Below are 26,303 nucleotides of genomic sequence, written 5' to 3'. Positions count from 1 at the left end.
ACAAGACGGCACCCGGCACGAGCCCGCTTCCGTCACTCCGGAAACGGCACCCCGTCTCCCCCCCTGTCCCACGCTTCCCACGGCCTTGCCGCAGTCGCTGAACGAGTCACCCAGCCCCGCACTGGGGCTTCCGGAGCCGGGGCGCATGTTGCCCCGCGCCGAGAAGGAGCCACGCCTTCGAGTGCACGGCATCCCCCATGCGAGCGCACGGCATCCCCCATGCCTCATGACCCCAGCGAGGCCGGACAGCGGTGAGGGCAGGGCACGCGCCTCCCCTGCCCTCACGTCGTCGAAAGTCAGGAAAGGGGGAACCAGGTTGAGAGGCGCTTGGCGATAACCGGTACATCGATGTTGTCCTGTGCGACTTCCTCGACGAACGGACCGGCCACGGAGACGGGCGGTGGGACGGTACGGGCACTGACGCCGTTGAACCGCAGGAAGACACGCATGGCGAGCCAGGCGGTGCGCTTGTTGCCGTCGATCAGCGCGTGGTTGCGGGCGACGGAGTGCAGCAGCGCCGCAGCCTTCTCGTGCGGCGTGGGATACAGCTCGGCTCCGAACACGTTCGTCCGGGGTCGCTCGATCGCCGACACCAGAAGGCCCATGTCACGCACGCTGTGCTCGGTGCCGTTGACCGTGCGGGCGATGGCCAGGATCTCGTCGATCTGGATGTAGCGCACGCTGGTCACTTCAGGTAGTCCAGGATCTCCGCGTCGCTGTCCATCAGCTCGGCCAGGACGTCCTCGACCTTCAGCTCGGCCCGGTCCTGGGCGTCACGGATGGCTTCGATGGCAAGTTCCTGCTTGCTGCGGCCCTCCCGGCGAGCTCGCTCGGTGAGCTTCGCGTCAAGGTCGTCGGGGAGTCGGAGTGTCATCGCCATACAGAGATGATACCTGCCCGGTATCAAAGCGGCACGGCCGGGCCGCGTCTCGCCCCCAGGGACGTGGGCAGGGATGGTCACGCGCACCGCCTGCGGCGGTGCAGCAGAGACTTCCGCTTCGTGCGTCATCCGTGATGACCTGCCCCGGCATCTCGGCCGGGACCCGCTCCCCCGGCTTTGGCCGGTGCTGCGCACACTCGTCGGTCGCACCGTGCGCTCCGTACAGGAAGACGCCTGTGCCGTGCCTGCCCGAACGCCGCCTCAACCGGAGCCCCGCACCGCCGCGAGGCACTGGTCGTAGAGGTCTGCCAGGTCGAGCCGTCCGTCGTGTCCGACCCACAGCTCGGTCGCCGTGTCCGCGCAGGCGAAGACCGTCGCGATGACCGCTCTGGCACGCGGGTCGGGGGCCGGACCGGGGGCTGTGCCCAGCCGCGCCTGGATGGCCGGGACGAGCGCGGCCTGCCAGCGCAGGCGCTTCTCGATGTAGCGGGCGTGCAGCGAGGGAGTGTCGAAAATGAGACGGGACAGTTCCAGCGCCCGCTCAGGAGTGTGGTTGGCGGTCAGGAGGACCTCGAAGCCGGCGCGCAGGGCATCCCAGGCGGACATCTCGGCCGGCTGCTGCTCGACGGTCCGCTTCAGCAGCTCGCCCAGCGCATCCTGGTCCCCGCAGACCAGGTCCTCCTTGGTGCCGAAGTAGCGGAACAGAGAACGCTGCGAGATCCCCGTCTCCCGGGCGATCTGCGCGATCGTCGTCTGCTCGTAGCCCTGCTCGGCGAACAGGCGAATCGCCGTGTCCAGGATCGCCTGGACGGCTACCTGTCGCGAGCGATCCCACAAAGTCGTCATGGACATCAGGCTATCGCCTCTGGACAGGAGCCGCCTTCCTGGCATTAACTGCCAGGAAGACAGCAACTGAAAGAAGGCGACCATGACAGCCGTCGACTACCGCGGACAGACCACACTGATCACCGGTGCCAGCGCCGGCCTCGGTGCCGAGTTCGCCCGCCAGCTCGCCGCCCGCGGCTCCGGTCTGGTACTGGTCGCCCGCCGCAGGAAACGCCTGGAGGAGCTGGCCGCCGAGCTGCGCGCACACCACCACGTCCAGGTCCACGTCGTGGAGATGGACCTGGCCACGGACAACCCCGGACAGGCACTGGCCGCGCAGGTGGAGCGGCTCGGCCTGCACGTCACCAGCGTGGTCAACAACGCGGGGTTCGCCACGTTCGGCCCCTTCCACGAGGCGGATCCGGCACGGACGCGCCGGGAGATCGCCGTGGACGTGACGGCCGTGGCCGACATCAGCCGCGCCTTCATCGAGCAACTGCGCGAGGAAGGGCGCGGAGTGCTGGTCAATGTGGCGAGCATGGCCGCCTACCAGCCCAACCCGCGCATGGCGCTCTACGGGGCGACCAAGGCGTTCGTGCTGAGCCTCACCGAGGCGCTGTGGGAGGAGTCACGCGGCACCGGACTACGGGTGCTCGCCCTGTCCCCCGGCGCCACCCGCACCGAGTTCTTCGACGTCGTGGGCACCATGCAGGCCGCCGGAGGGAGCAAGCTCGCCTCGCCCGTCGACGTCGTCCGCACCGCACTCGCCGCCCTGGACCGCAGGAACCCGCCCCCCAGCGTCATCGCGGGACGCATGAACCAGGTGGCCGCCGCCCTCACCCGCCGCCTGGCCACCCGACGCCAGGTCATCCGGGTCGTCAGCCGGCTCACCGCCGAGGGGAGATGACGACAGGCGGGGAAGCCGTCCACCTGGAGCGCCGTCAAGGAGACACACCCGTGCCCACCTCCGTCAGGACCGGCCTCGAGGCGCTGCTGACGCCCGAGGAGAGGGTCCCCCTCGCGCATCTCCGCGAGCGAGGGGAACTTCGCGACATCCGGCGCCGCGGCCGTCATCGCCACCGGGCACGGCCGGTCGCACGCCTGGCGGTGACGACGACACAGCCTCGGTCTCCGGACACGTCGACGAGTACGGCCATCCACCGATCCACCACCGAGCCGGAGGTATACACATGTCCACTGAACATGCCGAGTCGGTTGCTCCTTCCTCTGCCGAGTTACCGTCGGCGCCGTCCCGGCGCACGTTCATCGCGACGACCACCGCGGTCGGCGGTGCCGTCGTCGCCGGTGGCCTGGTCGCGGGCACGCCCGCACTCGGCGCCGGATCGACTGCCGCCGAAGGGCCGCCCAGCGGTCGCCTCTCGCTGACTGTCAACGGCGAGCGGCACACCGTCACGATCGACAACCGGACTTCGCTGCTGGACCTGCTGCGCGAGCATCTCGGTCTGACCGGCTCCAAGAAGGGCTGCGACGCCGGTGCCTGCGGGGCGTGCACGGTCCTGGTCGACGGCCGCCGCGTCAACTCATGTCTCACCTTGGCGATACGCCTGGAAGGTGCCGAGGTCACCACGATCGAGGGTCTGGCCCCGGGCGAGGACGACGCACTGCATCCGCTGCAGAGTGCGTTCATCGAGCAGGACGCTCTCCAGTGCGGCTTCTGCACCTCCGGCCAGATCATGTCCGGCATCGGCTGCATCCAGGAAGGCCACAGCGGCTCCGCGGAGGAGATCCGGGAGTGGATGAGCGGCAACATCTGCCGCTGCGGCTGCTACGTCAAGATCGTCAGGGCGGTCGACCAGGCCGCGCACGGGAAGTGAGGTCCGGCCACCATGTACCCCTTCTCCTACACCGAGGTCTCCGACATCCGGGGCGCGCTGGCCGCCGGGCGGCGTGGCGGCCGGTACGTCGCCGGCGGCACCTCCCTGGTCGACCTGATGCGCGAGACCGTCGAACGCCCCCGCACACTGGTCGGCATCAGCGACCTGCCGCTGCGCCAGATCACCGTCACCGAAGACGGGGGCCTGCGCATCGGCGCCCTGGTACGGATGGCCGAGGCCGCCGCCCACTCCAAGGTGCGCACCGCCTACCCCGTCATCTCGCAGGCACTGGAGCTCAGCGCCTCCCCGCAGCTGCGGAACATGGCCACGATCGGCGGCAACATCATGCAGCGCACCCGCTGCACGTACTTCCGTGACGTGACCTCCGCCTGCAACAAGCGCGACCCGGGCGCGGGATGCGCGGCACGGGACGGCTTCAACCGCACCCATGCCATCCTCGGCACCTCCGACCACTGCGTGGCCACCCACCCCTCCGACGCCGCCGTGGCCTTCGCGGCGCTGGAGGCGACCGTGAACCTGCTGGACCCGGACGGGAGCGAGCGCAGCGTGCGCTTCGCCGACTTTCTCCTCCGGCCCGGCAGCACCCCCAGCCGCGAACAGGTCGTCCAGCCGGGCGAATTGATCACGGCAGTGGAGATCCCGGCCCATCCGCGCCCGCTCGGATCAGGCTATCTGAAGGTTCGCGACCGGCAGTCGTACGAGTTCGCCCTCACCTCCGCGGCCGTCGTGCTGCACGTCCGCGGCGGGGTGATCCGCGAGGCGAAGATCGCCGCCGGCGGCGTCGGCACCGTCCCGTGGAGACTCCCCGCCGTCGAGCAGCGTCTCGTCGGCGAACGCCCTTCGAACGCCCTGTGGACCGAGGCTGCCGAGCGGGCAGCCGAGGGAGCCCGCCCGCTGGAACACAACCGCTTCAAGATCGAGCTGCTCAAACGCACCGTCGAACGCCAGCTACGCGTCGTAGGAGGTACCAAGTGAGCCCCCAGCCGCAGGCAGCCGTCGGGGCACCGCTTTCCCGGGTGGACGGGCGGCTGAAGGTCACCGGCAAGGCCGCCTACAGCGCCGACCACGACATCAGGGGCGCAGTTCACGCGGTCGTCGTCGACAGCGGCATCGCGCGCGGTCGCATCACCGCCATCGACACCCGCACCGCCCTGGCCCAGCCCGGCGTTCTCAGGGTGATCAGTCACCTCGACGCACCCAGGCTGGAGTACCGCGACAACCCCGGGGCGTTCATGGACCCACCGGTCGGCGAACGGCTTCATGTCTTCCAGGACGACCGGGTCCGCTTCTACGGGCAGCCCGTCGCCGTGGTCGTGGCCCGGACACTGGAGACCGCGCAGCACGCCGCGCACCAGGTGAGGATCTCGTACGAGGCGGAGAAGTCCTCCACCGACCTGACGGCGCCGGGCCTCCCCGTCAACGACCCCCTGCCCCCGCAGAACTACGAGCGCGGCCACCCGGAAGAGGCGCTGGCGTCCGCGGAGGTGAGGCTGGAGGCCACCTACCGGCTCGGCCGCTTGCACCACAACGCCATGGAGCCGCACGCCACCATCGCCCGCTGGGACGGCGACAAGCTCACCGTCTGGGACAAGACCCAGTGGGTGCAGGGGACGCAGAGCGAACTCGCCGCCGTGTTCGGCATCCCGCCGGAATCGGTGCGCGTCGTCTCACCCTTCGTCGGCGGCGCGTTCGGCAACGCCGCGCGGGTCTGGCCGCACTCCACCGTCGCGGCCCTCGCCGCCCGCGAGACCGGGCGCCCGGTGAAACTCGTACTGACCCGCAAGCAGTTGTACTACGCGGTGGGGTTCCGGCCCGCCTACGCGTACACGCTGCGCCTGGGCGGCAACCGGAGCGGGCGGCTGGCCGCGATGGTCCACGACATGAGGGCCGAGACGTCCACGTACGAGCACTTCGTGGAGGGCGTGGTGTCCGCGGGGCAGATGCTCTACGCCACGCCCCGGGTCAGCCAGAAGTACCGGACGGTGCCGCTGGACGTGAACACGCCGACGTTCATGCGCGGCCCCGGATACGCGACCGCCGCGTTCGCCATCGAGTCGGCCCTGGACGAACTCGCCCACGAGCTGGGCATCGACCCGATCGAACTGCGGCTGCGCAACGAAACGCGGGAGGACCCCTCCAACGGGCTGCCGTTCTCCACCCGGCGGCTGCGCGAGTGCCTCCGGGTGGGCGTCGACGAGTTCCACTGGGACCGGCGGAATCCCACGCCGCGCTCCACCCGCGACGGCGACTGGCTGATCGGCACCGGCGTGGCCGTCGGCTGCTATCACACCGTACGGCTCGGGGCTCAGGCCCGGGTCAGGCTGGATGCCGACGGCACGGCCCTGGTCGAGTCCGCGTCCAGTGACATGGGCCCCGGCACCTACACCTCGATGACCCAGCTCGCCGCGGACGCCCTCGGCCTGAACATGCGGAGGGTGACCTTCCGGCTCGGCGACTCCCTCATGCCGGCGTCCCCGCCCCACTCCGGCTCCCTGACCATGGCCAGTATCGGCTCCGCCGTCCAGGACGGCTGCGACAAGCTGCGGCAACAGGCGATCCAACTGGCCGTCGAGGACGAGGACTCGCCCCTGTACGGCGTCGGCGCCGACGACGTCGTCGTCCTCCACGGCCGCCTGCGGGTACGCGGCGACCAGGCCCGCGCCGAGACCTACGGGCAACTCCTGGCCCGCAACAACCGCACCCACCTCGAGACGCTCGGCTCCTTCACTCCGCCGTCGGGACCCGGACGGTCCTCCGTGTACGCCTTCGGCGCGACGTTCGCCGAGGTCGCCGTCGACGTTCGCCTGGGCCTGGCCCGGGTCCGGCGGATGCTCGGCGTCTACGACGCGGGCCGCATCATCAGCCCCAAGCTCGCCGAGAGTCAGGCCCTGGGCGCCATGGTCGGCGGCATCGGCCAGGCCCTGCTGGAGCACACGGTCACCGACCACCGCGACGGGCGCATCGTCAACGCCAACCTGGCCGACTACCTCGTCCCCGTCAACGCCGACGTCCCCGACCTGCGGGCGGTCTACCTCGACAACGGCGAGGACCTCGATGCCGCCCCCATCGGCGTCAAGGGTCTCGGCGAGGTCGTCGCCGTCGGCGTGGCACCCGCCATCGCCAACGCCGTCTTCCACGCCACCGGCCGCCGCGTCCGCGACCTGCCCATCACCGTCGAAGCCCTGCTCTGAGCCCGGGGCGGCCGGCACGCCCGTCGGCCGCCCCCCCCGGCCCGGAACCGGCGCGTCCCGCAACCGTCCTACGACCGCCCGGCGGCCGACTACGCCCCGCCGGCCCCTCCGCACGCCGCCGCGCCTCCTCCCCGGCACGGCGGCAGCCCGCCCAACCGCCTTCCCCACGGAGACCGGACATGCTGAACATCACGGACGCGCTGCACGCCTGGTGCCGCGAAGCGCGCCTCTTCGCCCTCGCCACCGTCATCCAGGTCAACGGCGGTGCGCCCCTGCCGGTCGGCACCTCGCTGGCCGTGGACGCGGAGGGCGGCCGGACGCTTCCTCGACTACCGGGTCACCGTGTGCGACGCCCGCCCCGTCTTCGCCACCCCCACCCGCTTCCCGTACGCGCACGAGGTCGTCATCGCCGACTGGCCGCACCGCTACCTGGCCGCCACCGAGGTGGACACCCGCACCGCGATCTGCGTCCTCACCCACGACGCCAGGTTCGACATCCCCCTGCTGCGCCTGGCCCTCGGCCTCCCCGTCGGCTACGTGGGCGCCATGGGCTCCCGCCGTACCCACGCCCGTCGCCTGGAACTGCCGCGGGAGGCCGGTGTGCCAGAGGACCGGTTCGCCCTGCTGCACTCCCCCATCGGGCTCGACCTCGGTGCCCACACGCCCGAGAAGACCGCGGTCTCCATCGCGCGGAGATCACCGCCCACACCAACCACGCCACCGGCCTGTCCCTGTCCCACGGCTCCGGCCCCATCCACCGTCCCGTCCCGTGATGCGAGTACTCCGGCGACGGTCTCCGCTGCGTTCGACGACCGGAATCCGAACGCGTACAGCGGGCTGATCCCGGTGATGCGGCCGGCCGAGCGGTGTGGCCTGTCCCGGCTGGCGCCCCAGAGGGTGAAGCCGACCGGCGCGGGGAACGGTGCGGGGGCTGCGGCAGACGCCACGCCCTGCGCCACGGTGCAACGCCGACCGTGTTCGCAGGACCCGTGCCCCGTCCGCACCTGGCACCTTCCTGCGCGCTTTCACCCACGACCACGCCCTTCAACTCCAGGCCGTGCGCCGCCGGTTCCTCGGCGAACGGGCCGCGCACACCCCACCGCTGCCCGGCTCGGACACGATGGCGTTCATCCACGTCGGCTCCACCCGCGAACGCGTCTACGGCCGGGCCAAGCAGGGCGCCGAATACGGCCGGTTCCAGGGGATCCGCCCACTGCATCCCCTGCTCGCCAGGATCTGCGCCCCGCACTCGCGGTCGTGATCGCCGGAGCAGGGATGCGATGATGGCGATTCTTGAAGAACGGCTCTGACCGCAGTTCCGTGAGTGCCCAGGTCAGGGGCGATATGCCGGAACGTTCCCGCGGAGGACATCCTACGCAGGGGGGTCGAGTCGCTCGCGGGCCTTGCCCCAAGGTCCCCTTCGTGATGGCCGAGGATCTCAAAGACACCGCTGACCACACCGAGTACAAGAACGCCTGCGCGGTTCCTGCGGCGACAGGGCCCACGGGCGACGGACTACGGGCTGCACCCGAGTAGACGTGCGACCCTGCCACCGGTCGAATCGCCGGCCTCGGGTCCTCGCCCGTCGCAGCGTCACCTGCCCTGACGAGTCTCCCACTACCTCGCCTACCGGCCGGCCCGGTCTCACTTCGAGGGGTGACGGGTCCTGAACGGGACGAAGGTCCCTTCCCTCGGAGGGCCGGCCCGGGAAACAGGGAGCGGTGCCCGATTACGGCGGTGCCGTGGTGCAAGCAACGGGACCCCGCGTCAGTTGGCCGAATCGAGCGTCATCCGAGCGTCAAGAATCACGAAGGCTACGTCGCCACCTCACTCGTACGATCCTCGCCACCCTGTACCCGCAGGTCAGGCGAGTTCGTACGAGCGGCGTGCCTGCCCGACCCGTTCCGCGGAGGAAAACAGGTCCAGCGAACGCCCTAGGCTACAGACCCGCAGGTCAGGAGCCCTTCGACACCGGTTCGAGGATCGCCACGCACTCCACATGATGCGTCATCGGAAACAGATCGAACACCCGCAGCATCCGCACCCGGTACCCCCCGTCCCGGAAGTACCCCAGGTCCCGCGCCAGTGCGGCCGGGTCGCAGGCCACGTACGCGATCCTCCGCGCCCCCAGCGACGACAGGTGCTGCACCGTCTTGCGGCCCGCCCCCGCGCGCGGCGGGTCGAGGACGATGAGGTCGACCTCGTCGATCCCCGTGCGCGGCAGGACGGCCTCGACCTTGCCCTGCTCGATGCGGACGCGGTCGAAGCCGGCGAGGTTGTGCCGGGCGTCCTCGACGGCGCGCTTGCCGGACTCGATGCCGAGGACCGCGCCCGCCTCGCCGACGCGGTCGGCCAGTGCTCCGGCGAACAGCCCCACGCCGCAGTACAGGTCGAGGGCCATGTCGCCCTTGCGCGGCAGCAGGCCCTGCATGACCGCCGTGACCAGCGTGTCGGCGGCCTTCGGGTGGACCTGCCAGAAACCGCCGCTGCCCACCCGGTAGGTGCGGCCGTCCGCGCGCTCGCGGACGAAGGGGCGGCCGTGGACGCGGTGGACGCCGCCGTCCTTCTCGCCGACGCGCATGACGGAGACCGGACGGTCCAGTTCGACGATGGGCAGCCGCGCGCCCGGCTTCGGGGTCAGGATGACCTGCCGGTCCTGCGAACCGGTCGCCGCGATCGCCTCGACGGACTCCATGCCCGTCCAGTCGCGCCGCTCGACGCCCAGTTCGCTGACGCCCTCGGCGGCGATCATGCAGTGGTCGATCGGCTGCACCTCGTGCGAGCGGTGCTTGCGCAGGCCCGCGCGGCCCTCGTCGTCCACGGCGTACTGCACGCGGGTGCGCCACGACGGGACCTGCCCGGCGGGCACCTTGTCGCCCTCGGCCGGCATCACCGTGCCATCCCAGCCGGCCTCCTCGGGCGTGAGGCCCGCGAGGCGCTTCAGCTGCTCGGCGACCACCTCGCCCTTCAGCCGGCGCTGGGCGCCCGGCTTGGCGTGCTGCCAGTCGCAGCCGCCGCAGCGGCCGGGACCGGCGAAGGGGCAGGGCGCCTCGACGCGGTCCTTGGAGGCCGAGAGGATCTCGACCGCGTCGGCGCGCAGGAAGCGCGCGCCCTCCTCGCCCTCCGTCACCCGGGCGACGACCCGCTCGCCGGGCAGTGTGTGCCGGACGAACAGCACCTGCCCCTCGGACGTACGGGCGATGCAGTGGCCGCCGTGGGCGACGGGGCCGACCTCGACCTCGTACTCCTCGCCGACCAGCGAGACCGCTGGTGACTCCGCCTGCGACTTCTTCGGTTCTGCCTGCATGGCGGGTGACTCCAGAGAACGGGACGACAGGAACGGACGTCAGAGGACAACAGCCGTCCAGTCTACGTCGCCGACGAGGAGTCCTTCGCCCGGTCGGGCTGGGCCGGACCGCGCCGGACGGCGCCGGGCGCGCTCCAGTCCTGCCGTTTGCGGGCCCGCTGCTTGGCGGCCTCGGAGGACTGGAGCTGGTACGGGACCGAGGTGACCATGACGCCCGGCGTGAACAGCAGGCGGCCCTTGAGGCGCAGGGCGCTCTGGTTGTGGAGCAGGTGTTCGTACCAGTGGCCGACCACGTACTCGGGGATGATCACGGAGACCGCGTCGCGCGGCGACTCCTTGCGCAGGCTCTTGACGTACTCGATGACCGGCCGCGTGATCTCGCGGTACGGCGAGTCCAGCACCTTCAGCGGTACGTCGATGCCGCGCCGCTCCCACTCCTCGCGCAGTGCCTTGGTCTCCGCCGGGTCGACGTTGACGCTGAGCGCCTCCAGGGAGTCCGAGCGCAGCAGCTTGGCGTAGGCGAGGGCGCGCAGCGTCGGGCGGTGGATCTTGGAGATCAGGACGACGGAGTGGACGCGGGAGGGGCGCACCATGTCGTCGCCGGAGGCCGCCTCCTGGTCGTCGGGGGCCGCGATCTCGTCGGCGACGCGGTCGTAGTGCTTGCGGATCGCCGTCATCGTCGCGAAGAAGATGCACATGCCGAGCAGGGCGACCCAGGCGCCGTGGGTGAACTTCGTGGCCAGGACGACGACGAGCACCAGGCCGGTGAAGAAGGCGCCGAAGGTGTTGATGGCCCGGGAGCGGATCATGTGCCGGCGCTTGGCCTGGTCCCGCTCGGCGGCCAGGTGGCGGTTCCAGTGGCGGACCATGCCGATCTGGCTGAGCGTGAAGGAGACGAACACGCCGACGATGTAGAGCTGGATCAGGCGCGTGGAGTCGGCGCCGTAGATCCACACCAGGAGCATGGCCGCTCCGGCGAGCAGCACGATGCCGTTGGAGAAGGCCAGGCGGTCGCCGCGGGTGTGCAGCTGGCGCGGCAGGTAGCGGTCCTGGGCGAGGATCGAGCCGAGCAGCGGGAAGCCGTTGTACGCGGTGTTGGCGGCGAGGAACAGCACGAGCGCGGTGGCCGCGGCCAGCACGATGAACAGGAAGCTGCCCTTGCCGAACACGGCCTCGGCGACCTGGGAGATCACCGGGTTCTGGACGTAGTCGGCGCCGACCGCGACGCCGTTGTGGATCAGGTCGACGGCCGGGTTCTCGGCCATCCGGACCTTGGTCACGGAGGCCAGCGCGATGATGCCGCAGAACATGGTGACGGCGAGGAAGCCCATGAGCGCCAGCGTGGTGCCCGCGTTCTTCGACTTCGGCTTGCGGAAGGCCGGGACACCGTTGGAGATGGCCTCGACGCCGGTGAGCGCGGCGCAGCCGGAGGAGAAGGCCCGCAGCAGGAGGAAGACCAGGGCGAAGCCGGCCAGGCCCCCGTGTTCCGGTTTGATCTCGTAGTCGGCCGTCGGGGCGCGCATGGTGTCGCCGAGCACCACTCCGCGGAACGCGCCCCACAGGATCATGAGGAAGACGCCCGCCACGAAGACGTACGTCGGGATCGCGAACAGCGTGCCCGACTCCTTCACGCCGCGCAGGTTCATCAGCGTCAGCAGCAGGATCACGGCGACCGCGCAGAGGACCTTGTGCTCGACGACGAAGGGGATCGCGGAGCCGAGGTTCTCGATGCCGGAGGAGATGGAGACGGCGACGGTGAGGACGTAGTCGACCAGCAGCGCGCTCGCCACCGTCAGGCCCGCCTTCGGCCCGAGGTTGGTGTTCGCCACCTCGTAGTCGCCGCCACCGCTCGGATAGGCGTGCACGTTCTGCCGGTAGGAGGCGACGACGGTGAACATCAGCACGACGACCGCGACCGCGATCCAGGGGCTGAAGTGGTACGCCGACACGCCCGCGATCGACAGGACCAGCAGCACCTCGCCCGGCGCGTAGGCCACGGAGGACAGTGGGTCGGAGGCGAAGACGGGAAGGGCGACGCGCTTCGGCAGGAGCGTTTCCCCCAGCCGGTCACTGCGCAGTGCGCGCCCGATCAGAATCCGCTTGGGCACGTCGGTCAGTTTGGACACAACAGAGGATCGTAAGCGTTCGAACGGCCGGACGCCCACCCGCCACCCCTGACCCGTGCGTCATCTGCTCTCCGGGTGAATTCGGAGGGTGGTGCGGCTGCGGATTCCGCAGATCGAGGGGTTCGCATGCCTATATGACAAACACCGCCCGTCTCGCGGCCATTGTCGCCCCTGGAGGTTCGATGCACCTGACCGCAGAGCTGATCGGCGGCGCCGCCACGCTCGTGGGCCTCGGAATCCTCACCCTCGCCAGCATCCGCAGCATCGGCCGCAGGGGGTCGTCGGCCGAGGGGTGAGGCGACTCCTGCGGTCCTCGACTCCTGCGGTCCTCGACGGCGTGCCTCTACGTTGGGTGCGGACAGGGGAACGAACCCGGCGCCCCGGACCCGGAAAGGGCGGGGACAGCTCCGGAACCGGCCCGTCCCGGCCCGGGTCCGGCCCGGGACGGGCCCCCGGACGGCGGCACCGTCGGCGTTCACCGGCATGATGTTCCCCTGCGGCCGCACACTGGCCGCGACGTGTCGCCAGGCGAGCCGAAAGAGAGACATGAGCAGGACATCCACAGAGGCCGACGGGCCCGCAGGAAGCGCGGTGTGAGGCGATGCACATTGTCATCATGGGCTGCGGACGCGTGGGTTCCGCGCTCGCGCAGACCCTGGAGCAGCAGGGGCACACGGTCGCCGTGATCGACCAGGACCCCACCTCCTTCCGTCGCCTGGGTTCCTCGTTCGGCGGCCGCAGGGTCACCGGCATCGGCTTCGACCAGGACACCCTGCGCGAGGCGGGCATCGAGGAGGCCGGTGCCTTCGCAGCCGTCTCCAGCGGCGACAACTCCAACATCATCGCCGCCCGCGTGGCCCGCGAGATGTTCGGCGTGGACAACGTCGCCGCCCGCATCTACGATCCCCGGCGCGCCGAGGTCTACCAGCGCCTGGGCATCCCCACGGTCGCCACCGTCCGCTGGACGGCCGACCAGATGCTGCGCCGGCTGCTCCCCTCGGGCGCCGAGCCGCTGTGGCGCGACCCCACCGGTGGGGTCCAGCTCGCCGAGGTGCACACCTCGGCGTCCTGGGTCGGTCACAAGATCAGCCGGCTCCAGGAGGAGACCGGGGTGCGGGTGGCGTTCCTCACCCGGCTCGGGGAAGCCATCCTCCCCACGTCGCAGACCGTGCTGCAGGACGGTGACCTGGTGCACGTGATGATGCGCACCGACGAGGTCCACAAGGTCGAGGCGGCGTTCGCCAAGGGTCCCGAAGAGGAGGGCGGTCACTGATGAGGGTCGCCATTGCCGGAGCCGGTGCGGTCGGCCGTTCGATCGCCGGCGAGCTGCTGGAGAACGGCCACGAGGTCCTGCTCATCGACAAGGCGCCGACCGCCATCTCGGTCGAGCGCGTCCCGATGGCGGAGTGGCTGCTCGCCGACGCGTGCGAGATCACCTCCCTGGACGAGGCGGCGCTCCAGCGCTGCAACGTCGTCATCGCCGCGACGGGCGACGACAAGGTGAACCTGGTCGTGTCCCTGCTGGCCAAGACGGAGTACGGCGTGCCGCGCGTCGTCGCCCGGGTGAACAACCCGAAGAACGAGTGGCTGTTCAACGAGTCCTGGGGCGTGGACGTCGCCGTCTCCACACCGCGGCTGATGTCGGCCCTGGTGGAGGAGGCGGTGAGCGTCGGCGACCTGGTCCGGCTGCTGCGCTTCAGCCACGGCGACGCCAACCTGGTGGAGCTGACGCTGCCGGAGGAGTCGGCCCTGGCCGGGACCCGGGTCCGGGACGTCGAGTGGCCCCAGGACACCTCGCTGGTCACCATCATCCGGGGTGCCCGGGTGCTGACCCCGTCCCCGGAGGACTCGCTGGAGGCCGGCGACGAGCTGCTGTTCGTGGCGGCTCAGGCCCGTGAGGAGCAGCTGGAGGACCTGCTGTCGGCACGGCGGACCGACGCCGCACGCTGACGTACGACGGTGGGGCGCCCGGACTTCTCCGGGCGCCCCACCGTCGTGGCGAGCCTCCTCGTCCGGGGCTCTCCGTCGGGCCGCGCCTGCTCGGGGCCGGCCGTACCCGTCACCCCTTGCGGTGCTTGCCGCTTCGCGAGGAGTCCGCGACGTCGCTCCCGCCCTCCGCGAGCCGGTGCGGCGTGTCGTCGGCCCCGGGCTCCCTGACGCCGCCGAAGAGCTCGGTCGTGCGCCGGCGCTCGGCCTCCTCGCGCTCGGCCTTCTCCCGCCGCGCCTTCTCCTCCTCGGCCTTCTCCGCCGCCTCCATCTCCGCGAACACGTCGATGGGGGCCGGCGCCTTCGCGAGGAAGACCCAGGTCAGCCAGACGGCGAGCAGGAACGGTGGGATCTTCAGGGTCACCAGGACCCAGCCGAGCTCCTCGGTGTCCGCCCACCAGTACAGCGGGAAGAGGATCGCGCTCTTGGCGAGCAGGATCAGGCCCCAGGCGTAGCTGGCCTTGGTGTACGCCTTCTTGCGGCCCGGGTTGCGGGTGCGCCAGGAGAGGTTCTCCTTGAAGACGGGGCCGAGGATCAGGCCGATCAGGGGCACGCCGGCCAGCGAGGTGACGATGTACGCCAGCGCCAGGCCCAGCGTGTAGAGCATGCCCGGCAGGTAGAAGTTCTTGGCGTTGTCGGTCATCATCGCGAAGACCACGCCGAAGGCGACGCCGAAGACCCCGCTGAAGGCGTGCTTGACGGTGTCCCTCATCGCCAGCCGGACCACGACCAGCACCACCGACACGGCCAGGGCGGCGATCGCCGACATGTGCAGGTCGTTGTTGAGGGTGAAGATGGTGACGAAGAGCAGGCCCGGGAGCACCGTCTCGATCATGCCCCGGACGCCGCCGAACGCCTCGAACAGCGCGGCCTCCGTCACCGCCCGGGCGTCGTCCGCTTCCGCTTCTTCGGTCGGCTTGTCGAGCGACGTCACCGGCTACTCCCGTCCGAGGGGTCTCAGTTCGTATTTCGGGTTGAAGAGCACCCGGCGGCCCCGGCTCATCGAGATCCGGCCCGATGCGATGAGCTTGCGCCCCGGCTCTATGCCGACGATGGAACGTCTGCCCAGCCACACCACGTCCAGGGCGGCGGAGCCGTCGAAGAGTTCGGCCTCCAGGGCCGGGACGCCCGCGCGCGGTCGCAGGGTGACCGTGCGCAAGGTACCAGTTACCGACACGATCTGGCGGTCCTGGCAGTCGCAGATGCGGGTGCAGCCGGCCGTGTCGGCGTCCTCGCGCAGTTCCTCGGACTCCAGGTCCTCCTGGGACGAGGAGAGCCGGTCGAACATGCGCCGGAACCGGCCCACCGGCTTGTCGGAACGCGGAGCAGCACTCATATCTGAAGCGTACCGGGGCGCACCGGCAGCCATGCACCCGCTCGGGCCCCGTATCGCGAGGCTCACGTACGGCTCACTTCCCGCTCACCGCCGCTCACTTCTCGAAGCGGTACCCCATGCCCGGCTCCGTGATGAAGTGCCGCGGATGCGAGGGGTCGGCCTCCAGCTTGCGGCGCAGCTGGGCCATGTAGACCCGCAGGTAGTTCGTCTCCGTGCCGTACGACGGCCCCCACACCTCCTGGAGCAGCTGCTTCTGGCCGACCAGGCGTCCGGTGTTGCGCACCAGCACCTCCAGCAGATGCCACTCGGTCGGGGTCAGCCGTACGTCCCTGCCGTCCCGGTTCACCTTCTTCGCGGCCAGGTCGACGGTGAACTCCGCGGTGTCCACGATCACGTCGTCCTCACCGCCCGGGACCGGCTCGGCGCGGCGGACGGCGGCGCGCAGCCGGGCCAGCAGTTCGTCCATGCCGAAGGGCTTGGTGACGTAGTCGTCGGCGCCCGCGTCGAGTGCCTCGACCTTCTCGTCGGAGGAGTGCCGCGCGGACAGCACCAGGATGGGCACCCGGGTCCAGCCCCGCAGCCCCCTGATCACCTCGACGCCGTCCATGTCGGGCAGGCCCAGGTCCAGCACCACCACGTCGGGGTGGCGGGCGGCGGCGAGCTGCAGGGCGGTGGCACCGTCGTGGGCGGCGTCGACCTCGTAGTGCCGTGCCTTGAGGTTGATCACGAGGGCACGCACGATCTGCGGCTCGTCGTCTATCACGAGCACCCGGGTCATGAGGCGGCCTGCCTTTCTGCGGTCGTGGAGTGGAGGGGCGGGGGTGCCGGGGCCCCGGGCGGCGCTCCCGCCGCGCGGAGGGTGAGGACCATGGTGAGGCCGCCGCCGGGCGTGTCCTCGGCGTTCAGGGTGCCGCCCATCGCCTCGGCGAAGCCCCGGGCCACGGCCAGGCCGAGCCCCACGCCGGCTCCGCGCGGGGCGTCCCCGTAGCGCTGGAAGGGCTCGAAGATCCGGTCCTTGGCGTCGTCCGGCACGCCCGGTCCCCGGTCGACGACCCGCACCTCGACGCGGTCCGCGAGGGCGCTTCCGGCCACCAGGACGGTCCGGCCGGCCGGGCTGTACTTGACGGCGTTCTCCACGAGGTTGGCCATCGCCCTCTCCAGCAGCCCCGCGTCCACGGCGACCATGGGCAGCGTCTCGGGGATGTCCAGCTCGACGCTCGCCTCCGGCACCCCGCCGAGCGCCATCGGCACCACCTCGTCGACGTCGATCTCGCGGATCAGCGGGGTGACCGTGCCGGTCTGGAGGCGGGACATGTCGAGCAGGTTGCCCACGAGGTGGTCGAGGCGGTCCGCGCCTTCCTCGATGCCCTCCAGCAGCTCCGCCTGGTCCTCCTCCGACCACGCCACGTCGTCGGACCTCAGGCTGGTGACGGCCGCCTTGATCCCGGCCAGCGGTGTCCGCAGGTCGTGGCTGACGGCGGCCAGCAGTGCCGTGCGGATGCGGTTGCCCTCGGCCAGCGCGCGAGCCCGGTCGGCCTCCTCGCGCAGGCGTCGCCGGTCCAGTACGACGGCGGCCTGGGCGGCGAAGGCGGCCAGCACCCGGCGGTCCTCGGCGGGCAGCACCCGGCCGGTCAGCGCGAGGGCCATGTGGTCCCCGACCGGCATGTCCACGTCCGCGTCCTCCGGGCGCTCCACCGGCGGTCCCGTCCCGGCCCGGCCGGCGCAGGTCCAGGGCGCGACGTCGCCCTCCCGCTCCAGCAGGACGGCCGACTCCATGCCGAAGGTCTCGCGGACCCGTTCCAGCAGGGTCTCCAGACTGGTCTCGCCGCGCAGGACGTCGCCGGCCAGGAAGGACAGGATCTCCGACTCGGCGCGCAACCGGGCGGCCTGGTGGGTGCGGCGGGCCGCGACGTCGACGACCGAGGCCACGGAGAGCGCGACACCCACGAATATGGCGAGCGCAAGTATGTTCCTCGGGTCGGCGATGGTGATCCGGTTGACCGGCGGTGTGAAGAACCAGTTCAGCAGCAGGGAGCCGACCGCCGCCGACGCGAGCGCCGGATACAGGCCGCCGAGCAGGGCCGCGGCCACGGTCAGCGCGAGGTAGAACAGGACGTCGTTGGCGAGTCCGAGGTCCACGGTGTCCAGCAGCAGCGTCAGCAGCACCGGTCCGCCCAGGCCCACGAGCCAGCCCCAGAGCCGCCGGGAGCGCCCGAGGCGCGCGCCTGTGGCCACCGGCAGTCCGCGCCCCTTGGCGACCTCTTCGTGGGTCACGATGTGGACGTCCAGGTCGGGGCCGGACTCGCGGGCCACCGTGGCTCCGACGCCGGGGCCGAAGACGTACTGCCAGGCCTTGCGGCGCGAGGAGCCGAGGACGATCTGGGTGGCGTTGACGCCGCGCGCGAAGTCCAGCAGCGCGGCCGGTATGTCGTCGCCGAGCACGTGGTGGAAGGTGCCGCCGAGGTCCTCGACCAGGGGGCGCTGCACCGCGAGTTCCTTCGGGGAGGCGGAGGTCAGCCCGTCGCTGCGGGCTATGTACACGGCCAGCACCTCACCGCCGGCGCCCTTCTCCGCGAGGCGCGCGGCCCGCCGTATCAGGGTCCGCCCCTCGGGACCGCCGGTCAGGCCGACCACGATCCGCTCGCGCGAGCCCCAGATCTTCGACACCCGGTGCTCGTTGCGGTACTGCTGGAGGTACTCGTCGGCCCGGTCCGCCACCCACAGCAGTGCCAGCTCGCGCAGGGCGGTCAGGTTGCCGGGGCGGAAGTAGTTGGACAGGGCCGCGTCGACCTTGTCGGGCTGGTAGATGTTGCCGTGCGCCATGCGCCGGCGCAGCGCCTGCGGCGACATGTCCACCAGTTCGATCTGGTCCGCGCGCCGCACCATCTCGTCCGGCACGGTCTCCTGCTGCCGCACGCCCGTGATCGACTCGACGACGTCGCCGAGCGACTCCAGGTGCTGGATGTTGACGGTCGACACCACGTCGATGCCGGCGGCCAGCAGCTCTTCGACGTCCTGCCAGCGCTTGGCGTTGCGGGCGCCGGGCACGTTGGTGTGGGCGAGCTCGTCCACCAGGGCCACCCGGGGGGCGCGGGCCAGCACCGCGTCCAGGTCCAGCTCGGTGAAGACCGCGCCGCGGTGCACCAGCTCCCGGCGCGGCACCTGCTCCAGGCCGTGCAGCAGCACCTCGGTGCGCGACCTGCCGTGGTGCTCCACGAACGCCACGACGCAGTCGGTGCCCCGCTCGATGCGGCGGTGCGCCTCGGACAGCATCGCGTACGTCTTGCCGACGCCCGGCGCCGCGCCGAGGTAGATCCGAAGTGTGCCGCGTCCCATGGCCCTCATTGTCTTCCGGTCGCCGCTGACTGCGCAGCGTCGACCTTACGACCCGCGATCACGACAGAACGGGGGCTGGTACGTGACGCCGGACCTCTTGACGGAACTCTGACGCCCGCGGCGTCACCGCTCGGTGATCTCCCCGTCCCGCAGCTCCAGCACCCGGTCGGCGAGGTCCAGCAGGGTGGCGTCGTGGGTGGCGACCAGGGCGGTGACACGCTCGCTGCGTACGACGGCCCGCAGCAGCTCCATCACGGCGTGGCCGGTCTCGGCGTCGAGCTGGCCGGTGGGTTCGTCGGCGACGAGCAGGGCCGGGTTGTTGGCGAGGGCGCGGGCGATGGCGACCCGCTGCTGCTGTCCGCCGGACAGTTCGCCGGGCCGCTGGGCGGCGTGGTCGGCGAGGCCGACCAGGGAGAGCAGCAGTTCGACCCGCTCCTCGCGCTCGCGCGGTGCGGCCCGGCGCAGGCGCATCGGCACGCCGACGTTCTCGGCGGCCGTGAGGATCGGGATGAGTCCGAACGACTGGAAGACGAAGCCGACCCGGTCCCGGCGCAGGGCGAGCAGGCCGTCCTCGTCCAGCTCCGCCAGGTCACGGCCGTCGACCTCGACCCGTCCGGCATCCGGTACGTCGAGACCGCCGACGATGTTGAGCAGGGTGGTCTTCCCCGACCCGGAGCGTCCCTTGAGGGCGACGAGCTCCCCGCGCGGCACCGTGAAGGAGACGCCGCGCAGGGCGTGCACGGCCGCGGTGCCGTGGCCGTAGGACTTGTGCACGTCCTCCACGCTCACCATGGTCTCGGTGACCAGCTGACTCATGTGCCCTCCCCGCCGTACCCCGGGCGCCAGTATGGCCAGCCCGCGCCGCGGCGTTCAACGGTCCGGCCCGGATTGCCACCCCGGGTCCACGGGCACGTGCCTCCGCCGGTCCGCGGACGGTGCCCGCACGGGCCGTGATCCGCGCGGGCACACGAGCCCGGCCGACGAGACGGAGACCCCGGTACGGCCGAGGGCCGCGGCCCCCGTGGGGCGCGGCCCTCATCCTCGCACGCGCGTCCTCAGGTGCGCGTCCTCGTACGCGCGCGCGGAAGTCCGTACGGAGTCCTCTCGCCTACCGGACCTCGGTGATCTCCGGTCCGCGCTGGAGCTGGCCCATGCCGCCGGAGAAGCGGGAGCCCCCCTCCTCCTGCTGGACGCCCTCGGGGACCATCTGCGCGTCGTTCGGCAGCTTGAGGACGATCGGGTCCCGGGGGGCCATGGGGCCGTCGCCACGGACGACGACCGTGTCCCGGAAGATCTGCTCCAGCAGACCGGCGGCCTGCGGCTGCACCGCGCCCTGGCCGGAGATCACTCCGCGCAGGAACCAGCGGGGACCGTCCACACCGACGAACCGCACGACCTGGAAGCCGCTCGTGCCGTCCGGCAGCTGCACCGGGACCTGGGCACGCAGCTCCCAGCCGAGCGGGCCCTCGACCTCGTCGACGATGCCACCCTGCTGGGTGATGCCGGAGCCGATCTCCTCGCGCACCTCGCCCCAGATGCCCTCGCGCTTGGGCGCGGCGAAACCCTGGAGCTGGATGGCGCTGTCGCGCAGCACGACGGTCGCGGCGACGATCGCGTCGCCCGCGACCTCCACCCGCAGTTCCATGCCCTCGACCCCGGGGACGAACAGGCCGCCCAGGTCCACCCGGCCCTCGCCCGGGTTCTGGACCTCGGTGCTGTCCCAGGGACCGTCGGGCCGTGGACCGGGTTCGAGCCGCACGCGCTCGCGCTCTCCGTCCGCCTCGGTGTCGACGCTGTCGACGACCTGCTCGGTCTCGCCGGCCGCGTCCTCGGCGGCATCCCTCTTCTTGCGACGTCCGAACACGTCACTGTCCTTCCCGGTCGGATACGACCGAAGCGTATCGATTCCCACCCGTCGGGCCGCCCTCGGCGACCTGACCGCTTGTGCCGCTTGCACGGTCCGTCTCGGCGTGTCCGCCGGTGGACCCGAAGCCCCCTTCGGCCCGCGCCGAGCCGGGAAGCTCCGCGACCTGACGGAAGCGGACCCTCTCGACCTGCTGGACGACCAGTTGGGCAATCCGGTCGAAGCGCTCGAACCGCACCGTCTCGCGCGGGTCGAGATTCACCACGATCACCTTGATCTCCCCACGGTACCCGGCATCAATCGTCCCCGGGGCATTCACGAGGGCGACACCGAGGCGGGCGGCCAGCCCGGAACGCGGGTGCACGAAGGCCGCGTACCCCTCGGGGAGCGCCACGGACACGCCCGTGGGCAGAACGGCCCGCTCGCCGGGAGACAGTTCGCAGTCCACGGTGGTGCGCAGGTCGGCTCCCGCGTCGCCGGGCCGCGCGTACGCGGGCAGCGGTACGTCGGGGTCGACGCGGCGGATCAGGACGTCCAGGGGTTCCCGGCTCCCGGGGCTCACGGGTTCACCTCGAAGGCCCGGGCGCGACGGAGCTGGTCGGGGTCGTCCATGACGGCGCGGATCTCCGCCTCGCGACCGTGGTTCACGAAGTGATCGACCTCGACCTCGACGAAGAGGGCGTCGGCGCGGACGGCCACGGGGCCGTCGGGGCCGCCGATCCGGCCGGTGGCGGTGGAGTAGATCTTCCGGCCGGCCACCGCGGTGACCTCGGCCTCCAGGTGGAGCTTCGTGTCGACGGGCACCGGCCGCAGGAAGTCGGTCTCGAGCCGCCCGGTCACCGCGATCGTGCGCAGCAGCCAGTTCAGCGAGCCGAGGGTCTCGTCCAGGGCGGTGGCCAGTACGCCGCCGTGCGCCAGACCGGGAGCGCCCTGGTGGGCGGGCCGCACGGTGAACTCGGCGGTGATCGACACGCCTTCACCGGCCCGCGCCTGCAGGTGCAGTCCGTGGGGCTGGTCGCCGCCGCAGCCGAAGCACTGGCCGTAGTGCGCGCCGAGCAGTTCGCCGGGGGCGGGCGCGTCGGGGTGCCGCACGGGTTTCACGGCGTCGGCGGGAGGCTGAAGACCTGCGGAAGTACCACTCACAGGCGCAGACCTTACCCGCGCGTCGGCCGAACACCGATACCGTGCCAAGCTTGGCCCATGCAGCTCTCCACCGCGCCCTACGAAGAACGCCTCACCGCGCCCCGCTCCTGGTGGCTGCTCTCCTTCCTGGTGGGCATCTCGTTCGCCCTGATACTGGTGCCCTTCGGCACGCTGCCGATCCTCGGCGGCCTGGCCGGCGGGACGGCGGTGGCGGCGGTGGCCGCCAGTTCCTACGGCGCGGTGCGCATTCGTGTCGTCGGCGACTCGCTGATCGCGGGCGAGGCGAAGGTGCCGGTCTCGGCCCTGGGCGAGGCGGAGATCCTCGATCCGGAGGAGGCCCGTGCCTGGCGTACCCACAAGGCCGACACCCGCGCCTTCCTGCTGCTGCGCGCCTACATCCCGCGGGCCGTGCGTGTCGTGGTCACCGATCCCGAGGACCCGACGCCGTACCTGTACCTGTCGACGCGGGAGCCGGAGCGGCTGGTGGAGGCCCTGCGGGCGGCGCAGGCGGCCGCGTAGCGCACGCGCGGGAGGCGAGCGTCGCCTGCGGCGGTCAGCGCCGGTCGTCTCCGCCGGGGCGGTGGCCGAGCTCCTTGGTGACGGCGCCCATGTCCAGCGCGTCCTCCGGTCGCTCCAGAGCCGGAAGGCCGTCGAGGGCGCTCCAGGGCACCTGCCGTTCGCGCAGGTCCGCGCGGATCCGGGCGGCGAGCTTCCTGGTGTCGCGGCGGTTCATGACGGCGCCCACGGCCGCACCCACCATGAACGGCATCAGGTTCGGCAGGTTGCGCACCATGCGCTTCATGATCTGCTGGCGCAGCTGGCGCTTCATGTGGCTGTTCATCGCCGAGCCGAGGGTCGACGGCTTGGTCGCGTCGACGCCGCGCTCGTCGGACCAGGAGGTGAGGTACGCGGCGCTGCGCTGGGCGAGGCTGCCGGGCGGGCGCAGGCCGTAGACCTCGTGGAGTTCGGCGATCAGCTTGAGCTCGATCGCCGCGACGCCGGTGATCTCGGCGGCCAGTTCCGCGGGCATCGCGGGCGGTACGGGCATCATCGCCGCCGCGCCGACTCCGGCCCCGACGGTCGCCGAGCCCCTGGCGGCGCCGGCCACCAGCCGGTCGGCGAGTTCCTCGGGTCCGAGGCCGGGGAACTGCTCCCGGAGCGTCGCCAGGTCCCGTACGGGCACGCGCGGGGCCAGATCGATGATCCGGTCGGCGAGGTGCGCCAGGGCGGCTCTGGCGCGGTCGCCGCCCTTGCGGACGCCCTGGCCCGCCTTCTGCCGGAACGCCGCTGCCCTGCGCCGGGCAGCGGGCGCCGGCTTCTCCACGGTCGCCGGGAGGTCACCCCGGTCGGCCCCCGGTTCGAGCGAGGCCGTCCCCGTGTCGGTCGGGCCTCGCTCGTCGTCGCGCGCGCTGTACGGACCGTCGGACGGTCCTTGGTCCGCTCCTCGCCTGGAGAAGCGGCGCCTCCAGGAAGGGGTCGAGCCGGTCACGGCCGACCCCGCCTCAGTCGCAGTCGCGGCAGATCGGCTGGCCGTTCTTCTCCCGGGCCAGCTGGCTGCGGTGGTGCACCAGGAAGCAGCTCATGCAGGTGAACTCGTCCTGCTGCTTGGGCAGCACACGGACGGCCAGTTCCTCGTTCGAGAGGTCGGCGCCGGGAAGTTCGAGGCCTTCCGCGGCCTCGAACTCGTCGACGTCGACGGCCGAGGCGGACTTGTCGTTCCGCCGGGCCTTCAGCTCTTCGAGGCTGTCCGAGTCGACGTCGTCGTCGGTCTTGCGTGGAGTGTCGTAATCGGTTGCCATGGTCGCTCTCCCCCTCTGGGTGTCTGCGGTGTCTCCAGCGCACGTAACGCGTGAGAGGCCGGACTTGTGCCCGACCTGAGGCGGAGATTTTGCCTCACATCAAGGTCTGTTACTCAATCGACACCCAACCGGACTCCTCAAGAGTGATCGGCTTGGATGGCGATGGGGACCGTACACGGTCCGAATGCCGCACTTCAAAGGCGTCTCACCGTGTACTTCCCGTGATCAGGACCCCTGAAAACCGGGATTTTCCCGGCCTTCCGCCAGGGTGCATGATCACGGAGAGTAGAGGGCCGGAAAGCCTTCGCTGTGATCGATCACACACGGGATTCTCCGGCCGCCGACCTGGAAATTCCGCTCAAAGCGAAACTTTCTCGGGCTCGGCGAGATGTCGAGGTCATGATCTCAGACGGGCAGCGTGACACGCATCACGAGCCCCCCGCCCTCGCGCGGTTGCGCGTAGATCTGCCCTCCGTGCGCCCGGGCCACGGACCGCACGATGGACAGGCCGAGGCCGACGCCCTTGTCGCTGCCCGTCCGCTCGGTCCGCAGCCGCCGGAACGGCTCGAAGAGGTTGTCGATCTCGTACGCCGGCACGACCGGCCCCGTGTTGGTGACCACCAGGACCGCCTGGCCGTTCCCGACCGCGGTGGTGACCTCCACCCAGCCCCGCTCGGCCAGGTTGTAGCGCACGGCGTTCTGCACCAGGTTCAGGGCGATCCGCTCCAGCAGGACGCCGTTGCCCTGCACCACCGCGGGCTCCCGCGTCCCGCGCAGCTCCACGCCCTTGCTCTCGGCCTCCGCGTGCACCTGGTCGATGGCCTGGCCCGCCACTTCGGCGAGGTCCACCGGCTTGCGCTCCACGATCTGGTTGTCGCTGCGGGCGAGCAGCAGGAGTCCTTCGACGAGTTGTTCACTGCGCTCGTTGGTGGCCAGCAGTGTCTTGCCGAGCTGCTGGAGCTCCACCGGGGCGTTCGGATCGGACAGGTGGACTTCCAGGAGCGTGCGGTTGATCGCCAGCGGTGTGCGCAGCTCGTGGGAGGCGTTGCCGACGAAGCGCTGCTGCGCGGTGAAGGCCCGCTGGAGCCGCTCCAGCATGTCGTCGAAGGTGTCCGCCAGTTCCTTCAGCTCGTCGTCCGGTCCGTCCAGCTCGATCCGCCGGGAGAGGTCGGAGCCCGCCACCGCGCGCGCGGTGCGGGTGATGCGGCCCAGCGGGGACAGGACGCGCCCGGCCATGGCGTAGCCGAAGGCGAAGGCGATCACGGCGAGGCCGAGCAGGGCCAGCAGCGAGCGGCTGAGCAGGTTGTCCAGGGCGACCTTGCGCTGGTGGTCGATGCAGTCGCTGATCGCGGCGTTGAACTCGGACAGCGACAGGTTGCCGTTGTCGACCACGGGACAGTCGCTGCTGGTGACCCTGAGGTCGTTGAAGTCGACGATCTTGTAGAGCGGTTCGTTGCCGGTGCGCACGGCCTGCGCGGCCAGCAGGTAGATGATCGACAGCAGCAGGATGCCGGCGATCAGGAACATGCCGCCGTACAGCAGCGTGAGCCTTATCCGGATGGTGGGCCGCAGCCACGGCAGGGGCGTGGCCGAGCGGGGGTCCCAGGTGGGTTTCGGAGGCGCCCCGGGGGGCGCGGGTGTCGTCGCCACGGTCGGTCAGATCCGGTAGCCGGAGCCGGGGACGGTGACGATGACGGGCGGCTCGCCCAGCTTGCGGCGCAGGGTCATGACGGTGACGCGCACGACGTTGGTGAACGGGTCGGTGTTCTCGTCCCAGGCCTTCTCCAGGAGCTGCTCCGCGGAGACGACCGCGCCCTCGCTGCGCATCAGCACCTCCAGCACGGCGAACTCCTTGGGCGCGAGCTGCACCTCCTTGCCGTCGCGGAAGACCTCGCGGCGGTTGGGGTCGAGCTTGATCCCGGCACGCTCCAGGACGGGCGGCAGGGGCACGCTGGTGCGCCGGCCCAGGGCGCGCACGCGCGCGATGAGCTCGCTGAACGCGAAGGGCTTGGGCAGATAGTCGTCGGCGCCGATCTCCAGGCCCTCGACGCGGTCGCTCACGTCGCCGGAGGCCGTGAGCATCAGCACGCGCGTCGGCATGCCGAGTTCGACGATCTTGCGGCACACGTCGTCGCCGTGCACGAGGGGGAGGTCGCGGTCCAGGACGACCACGTCGTAGTCGTTGACGCCGATGCGCTCCAGGGCGGCCGCACCGTCGTACACGACGTCGACGGCCATGGCCTCCCGGCGCAGTCCGGTGGCCACCGCATCGGCGAGCAGTTGCTCGTCCTCGACGACGAGTACGCGCACGTCGCTTGTCCTTCCTGTGTCCACCCGCGTAGCGCGTCCAGGGCGCACGAGGGCAGGGGGGCTGGTGGGTGTGTTGCCTCCATCCTGCCCTTTTCGGCCATAAGTCGGCTGTAAGGCGGGTGAGAGACCGGTGGCGAACCGGGAGAGCGACTCGCGGTGACCCCATGACGGCTGCATAGGGCGGCTCCATGGCGGCTCCACTGCAGGACGACGCCGGGGACGAGGCTCAGGACGACACCCAGGGACGACTCGAAGACCGGCCGAGGACAGGTCGAGGGCAGGCCGGGGACAGGTCGAGGACAGGCCGAGCACGGCTCGCGAGCGGATCCGGGACGGATCCAGGA

At 71.2% G+C, this 26,303-nt stretch carries 25 protein-coding genes and 1 pseudogene; 9 read left to right on the top strand and 17 right to left on the bottom strand.

The window, feature by feature from the left end:
• Positions 1–296 precede the first annotated feature (296 nt).
• From KUM32_RS13035 to KUM32_RS13025, 3 genes are all read right to left on the bottom strand, one after another.
• Positions 297–689: a type II toxin-antitoxin system death-on-curing family toxin gene (locus KUM32_RS13035; RefSeq protein ID WP_217142012.1), complete on the bottom strand. Its 393-nt coding sequence runs from the start codon at positions 687–689 to the stop codon at positions 297–299.
• Positions 686–880 (bottom strand): ribbon-helix-helix protein, CopG family, encoded by a 195-nt coding sequence (locus tag KUM32_RS13030; RefSeq protein ID WP_217142011.1) that lies wholly within the window; start codon positions 878–880, stop codon positions 686–688. Before KUM32_RS13030 ends, KUM32_RS13035 begins: the two co-directional genes overlap by 4 nt.
• A 261-nt stretch (positions 881–1,141) precedes the next feature.
• A complete protein-coding gene (locus tag KUM32_RS13025) occupies positions 1,142–1,726 on the bottom strand; it encodes a TetR/AcrR family transcriptional regulator (protein WP_217142010.1) in 585 nt (194 codons plus the stop codon).
• A gap of 82 nt (positions 1,727–1,808) precedes the next feature.
• On the opposite strand from KUM32_RS13025, the gene KUM32_RS13020 reads away from it, so the two are divergent.
• The 6 genes and pseudogenes from KUM32_RS13020 to KUM32_RS12995 all read left to right on the top strand — a co-directional run bounded on the left by KUM32_RS13020 (position 1,809) and on the right by KUM32_RS12995 (position 8,013).
• Positions 1,809–2,612, top strand: coding sequence for an SDR family oxidoreductase (locus KUM32_RS13020; protein ID WP_217142009.1), 804 nt, complete (start codon positions 1,809–1,811; stop codon positions 2,610–2,612).
• A 283-nt stretch (positions 2,613–2,895) separates the two neighbouring features.
• Positions 2,896–3,540, top strand: coding sequence for a (2Fe-2S)-binding protein (locus KUM32_RS13015; protein WP_217142008.1), 645 nt, complete (start codon positions 2,896–2,898; stop codon positions 3,538–3,540).
• A gap of 12 nt (positions 3,541–3,552) precedes the next feature.
• Positions 3,553–4,536 carry a xanthine dehydrogenase family protein subunit M gene (locus tag KUM32_RS13010; RefSeq protein ID WP_217142007.1) on the top strand — a complete coding sequence of 328 codons (984 nt, stop codon included), beginning with the start codon at positions 3,553–3,555 and terminating at the stop codon, positions 4,534–4,536.
• Positions 4,533–6,752 carry a xanthine dehydrogenase family protein molybdopterin-binding subunit gene (locus tag KUM32_RS13005; protein ID WP_217142006.1) on the top strand — a complete coding sequence of 740 codons (2,220 nt, stop codon included), beginning with the start codon at positions 4,533–4,535 and terminating at the stop codon, positions 6,750–6,752. Before KUM32_RS13010 ends, KUM32_RS13005 begins: the two co-directional genes overlap by 4 nt.
• A 312-nt stretch (positions 6,753–7,064) precedes the next feature.
• Positions 7,065–7,525: pseudogene (locus KUM32_RS13000) on the top strand (XdhC family protein); the annotation flags it as partial.
• Between the two features lie 284 nt (positions 7,526–7,809).
• Complete coding sequence (locus KUM32_RS12995) at positions 7,810–8,013, top strand: hypothetical protein (RefSeq protein WP_217142005.1); 204 nt, start codon at positions 7,810–7,812, stop codon at positions 8,011–8,013.
• Between the two features lie 693 nt (positions 8,014–8,706).
• Here the strand turns inward: KUM32_RS12995 and KUM32_RS12990 are convergent.
• Together KUM32_RS12990 and KUM32_RS12985 are read right to left on the bottom strand one after the other, a co-directional pair.
• Positions 8,707–10,059, bottom strand: a complete 1,353-nt coding sequence (locus KUM32_RS12990) for a class I SAM-dependent RNA methyltransferase (RefSeq protein WP_217142004.1) — start codon at positions 10,057–10,059, stop codon at positions 8,707–8,709.
• A gap of 62 nt (positions 10,060–10,121) precedes the next feature.
• A complete protein-coding gene (locus KUM32_RS12985) occupies positions 10,122–12,185 on the bottom strand; it encodes an APC family permease (protein ID WP_217142003.1) in 2,064 nt (687 codons plus the stop codon).
• A gap of 601 nt (positions 12,186–12,786) precedes the next feature.
• Between KUM32_RS12985 and KUM32_RS12980 the strand changes: the two genes are divergently transcribed.
• The gene (locus KUM32_RS12980; RefSeq protein WP_217142002.1) at positions 12,787–13,458 is read left to right on the top strand and encodes a TrkA family potassium uptake protein; all 672 of its coding nucleotides are present in this window, start codon (positions 12,787–12,789) and stop codon (positions 13,456–13,458) included.
• Positions 13,458–14,135 (top strand): TrkA family potassium uptake protein, encoded by a 678-nt coding sequence (locus KUM32_RS12975; protein ID WP_217142001.1) that lies wholly within the window; start codon positions 13,458–13,460, stop codon positions 14,133–14,135. Before KUM32_RS12980 ends, KUM32_RS12975 begins: the two co-directional genes overlap by 1 nt.
• A 109-nt stretch (positions 14,136–14,244) precedes the next feature.
• Here KUM32_RS12975 and KUM32_RS12970 read toward each other — a convergent pair whose 3' ends face one another.
• The 8 genes from KUM32_RS12970 to KUM32_RS12935 form a co-directional block, all read right to left on the bottom strand.
• A complete protein-coding gene (locus tag KUM32_RS12970) occupies positions 14,245–15,105 on the bottom strand; it encodes a DUF3159 domain-containing protein (protein ID WP_308408645.1) in 861 nt (286 codons plus the stop codon).
• A 3-nt stretch (positions 15,106–15,108) separates the two neighbouring features.
• A complete protein-coding gene (locus KUM32_RS12965; protein ID WP_073731801.1) occupies positions 15,109–15,507 on the bottom strand; it encodes an OB-fold nucleic acid binding domain-containing protein in 399 nt (132 codons plus the stop codon).
• 94 nt (positions 15,508–15,601) lie between these two features.
• A complete protein-coding gene (locus KUM32_RS12960) occupies positions 15,602–16,285 on the bottom strand; it encodes a response regulator (RefSeq protein WP_217142000.1) in 684 nt (227 codons plus the stop codon).
• The gene (locus KUM32_RS12955) at positions 16,282–18,843 is read right to left on the bottom strand and encodes a sensor histidine kinase KdpD (RefSeq protein WP_217141999.1); all 2,562 of its coding nucleotides are present in this window, start codon (positions 18,841–18,843) and stop codon (positions 16,282–16,284) included. The genes KUM32_RS12960 and KUM32_RS12955 overlap by 4 nt, the downstream gene beginning before the upstream one ends.
• 123 nt (positions 18,844–18,966) lie before the next feature.
• Positions 18,967–19,659: an ABC transporter ATP-binding protein gene (locus KUM32_RS12950; protein WP_217141998.1), complete on the bottom strand. Its 693-nt coding sequence runs from the start codon at positions 19,657–19,659 to the stop codon at positions 18,967–18,969.
• A 292-nt stretch (positions 19,660–19,951) separates the two neighbouring features.
• Positions 19,952–20,707 (bottom strand): DUF3710 domain-containing protein, encoded by a 756-nt coding sequence (locus tag KUM32_RS12945; protein WP_217141997.1) that lies wholly within the window; start codon positions 20,705–20,707, stop codon positions 19,952–19,954.
• 1 nt (position 20,708) lies between these two features.
• Positions 20,709–21,269, bottom strand: coding sequence for a dUTP diphosphatase (dut, locus tag KUM32_RS12940; RefSeq protein WP_308408644.1), 561 nt, complete (start codon positions 21,267–21,269; stop codon positions 20,709–20,711).
• Positions 21,266–21,850: a PaaI family thioesterase gene (locus KUM32_RS12935; protein WP_217141996.1), complete on the bottom strand. Its 585-nt coding sequence runs from the start codon at positions 21,848–21,850 to the stop codon at positions 21,266–21,268. The genes dut and KUM32_RS12935 overlap by 4 nt, the downstream gene beginning before the upstream one ends.
• 57 nt (positions 21,851–21,907) lie before the next feature.
• On the opposite strand from KUM32_RS12935, the gene KUM32_RS12930 reads away from it, so the two are divergent.
• On the top strand, positions 21,908–22,369 hold the full coding sequence (locus KUM32_RS12930; protein WP_217141995.1) for a DUF3093 domain-containing protein: 462 nt from the start codon (positions 21,908–21,910) through the stop codon (positions 22,367–22,369).
• Between the two features lie 34 nt (positions 22,370–22,403).
• Here KUM32_RS12930 and KUM32_RS12925 read toward each other — a convergent pair whose 3' ends face one another.
• From KUM32_RS12925 to KUM32_RS12910, 4 genes are all read right to left on the bottom strand, one after another.
• Positions 22,404–23,339 carry a hypothetical protein gene (locus KUM32_RS12925; RefSeq protein WP_217141994.1) on the bottom strand — a complete coding sequence of 312 codons (936 nt, stop codon included), beginning with the start codon at positions 23,337–23,339 and terminating at the stop codon, positions 22,404–22,406.
• Positions 23,340–23,352: 13 nt separating this feature from the next.
• Complete coding sequence (locus tag KUM32_RS12920; protein ID WP_003993510.1) at positions 23,353–23,649, bottom strand: DUF4193 domain-containing protein; 297 nt, start codon at positions 23,647–23,649, stop codon at positions 23,353–23,355.
• Positions 23,650–24,054: 405 nt separating this feature from the next.
• Positions 24,055–25,299 carry a HAMP domain-containing sensor histidine kinase gene (locus tag KUM32_RS12915; protein WP_217141993.1) on the bottom strand — a complete coding sequence of 415 codons (1,245 nt, stop codon included), beginning with the start codon at positions 25,297–25,299 and terminating at the stop codon, positions 24,055–24,057.
• A 6-nt stretch (positions 25,300–25,305) separates the two neighbouring features.
• Positions 25,306–25,959 (bottom strand): response regulator transcription factor, encoded by a 654-nt coding sequence (locus KUM32_RS12910; RefSeq protein WP_003993508.1) that lies wholly within the window; start codon positions 25,957–25,959, stop codon positions 25,306–25,308.
• Positions 25,960–26,303 lie beyond the last annotated feature (344 nt).

This window comes from Streptomyces sp. AC627_RSS907, assembly GCF_019049165.1.
The sequence above is the reverse complement of the archived record's forward strand: the minus strand, read 5'-3'. Positions and strand labels throughout refer to the sequence as shown.

Coding starts and splice junctions, on each gene's coding strand:
- KUM32_RS12960 (WP_217142000.1), bottom strand. CDS start 16,285: ATGACCCGGGTGCTCGTGATAGACGACGAGCCGCAGATCGTGCGTGCC.
- KUM32_RS12965 (WP_073731801.1), bottom strand. CDS start 15,507: ATGAGTGCTGCTCCGCGTTCCGACAAGCCGGTGGGCCGGTTCCGGCGC.
- KUM32_RS12975 (WP_217142001.1), top strand. CDS start 13,458: ATGAGGGTCGCCATTGCCGGAGCCGGTGCGGTCGGCCGTTCGATCGCC.
- KUM32_RS12920 (WP_003993510.1), bottom strand. CDS start 23,649: ATGGCAACCGATTACGACACTCCACGCAAGACCGACGACGACGTCGAC.
- KUM32_RS13030 (WP_217142011.1), bottom strand. CDS start 880: ATGGCGATGACACTCCGACTCCCCGACGACCTTGACGCGAAGCTCACC.
- KUM32_RS13020 (WP_217142009.1), top strand. CDS start 1,809: ATGACAGCCGTCGACTACCGCGGACAGACCACACTGATCACCGGTGCC.
- KUM32_RS12955 (WP_217141999.1), bottom strand. CDS start 18,843: ATGGGACGCGGCACACTTCGGATCTACCTCGGCGCGGCGCCGGGCGTC.
- KUM32_RS12950 (WP_217141998.1), bottom strand. CDS start 19,659: ATGAGTCAGCTGGTCACCGAGACCATGGTGAGCGTGGAGGACGTGCAC.
- KUM32_RS12930 (WP_217141995.1), top strand. CDS start 21,908: ATGCAGCTCTCCACCGCGCCCTACGAAGAACGCCTCACCGCGCCCCGC.
- KUM32_RS12980 (WP_217142002.1), top strand. CDS start 12,787: ATGCACATTGTCATCATGGGCTGCGGACGCGTGGGTTCCGCGCTCGCG.
- KUM32_RS13025 (WP_217142010.1), bottom strand. CDS start 1,726: ATGACGACTTTGTGGGATCGCTCGCGACAGGTAGCCGTCCAGGCGATC.
- KUM32_RS13010 (WP_217142007.1), top strand. CDS start 3,553: ATGTACCCCTTCTCCTACACCGAGGTCTCCGACATCCGGGGCGCGCTG.
- KUM32_RS13015 (WP_217142008.1), top strand. CDS start 2,896: ATGTCCACTGAACATGCCGAGTCGGTTGCTCCTTCCTCTGCCGAGTTA.
- KUM32_RS12990 (WP_217142004.1), bottom strand. CDS start 10,059: ATGCAGGCAGAACCGAAGAAGTCGCAGGCGGAGTCACCAGCGGTCTCG.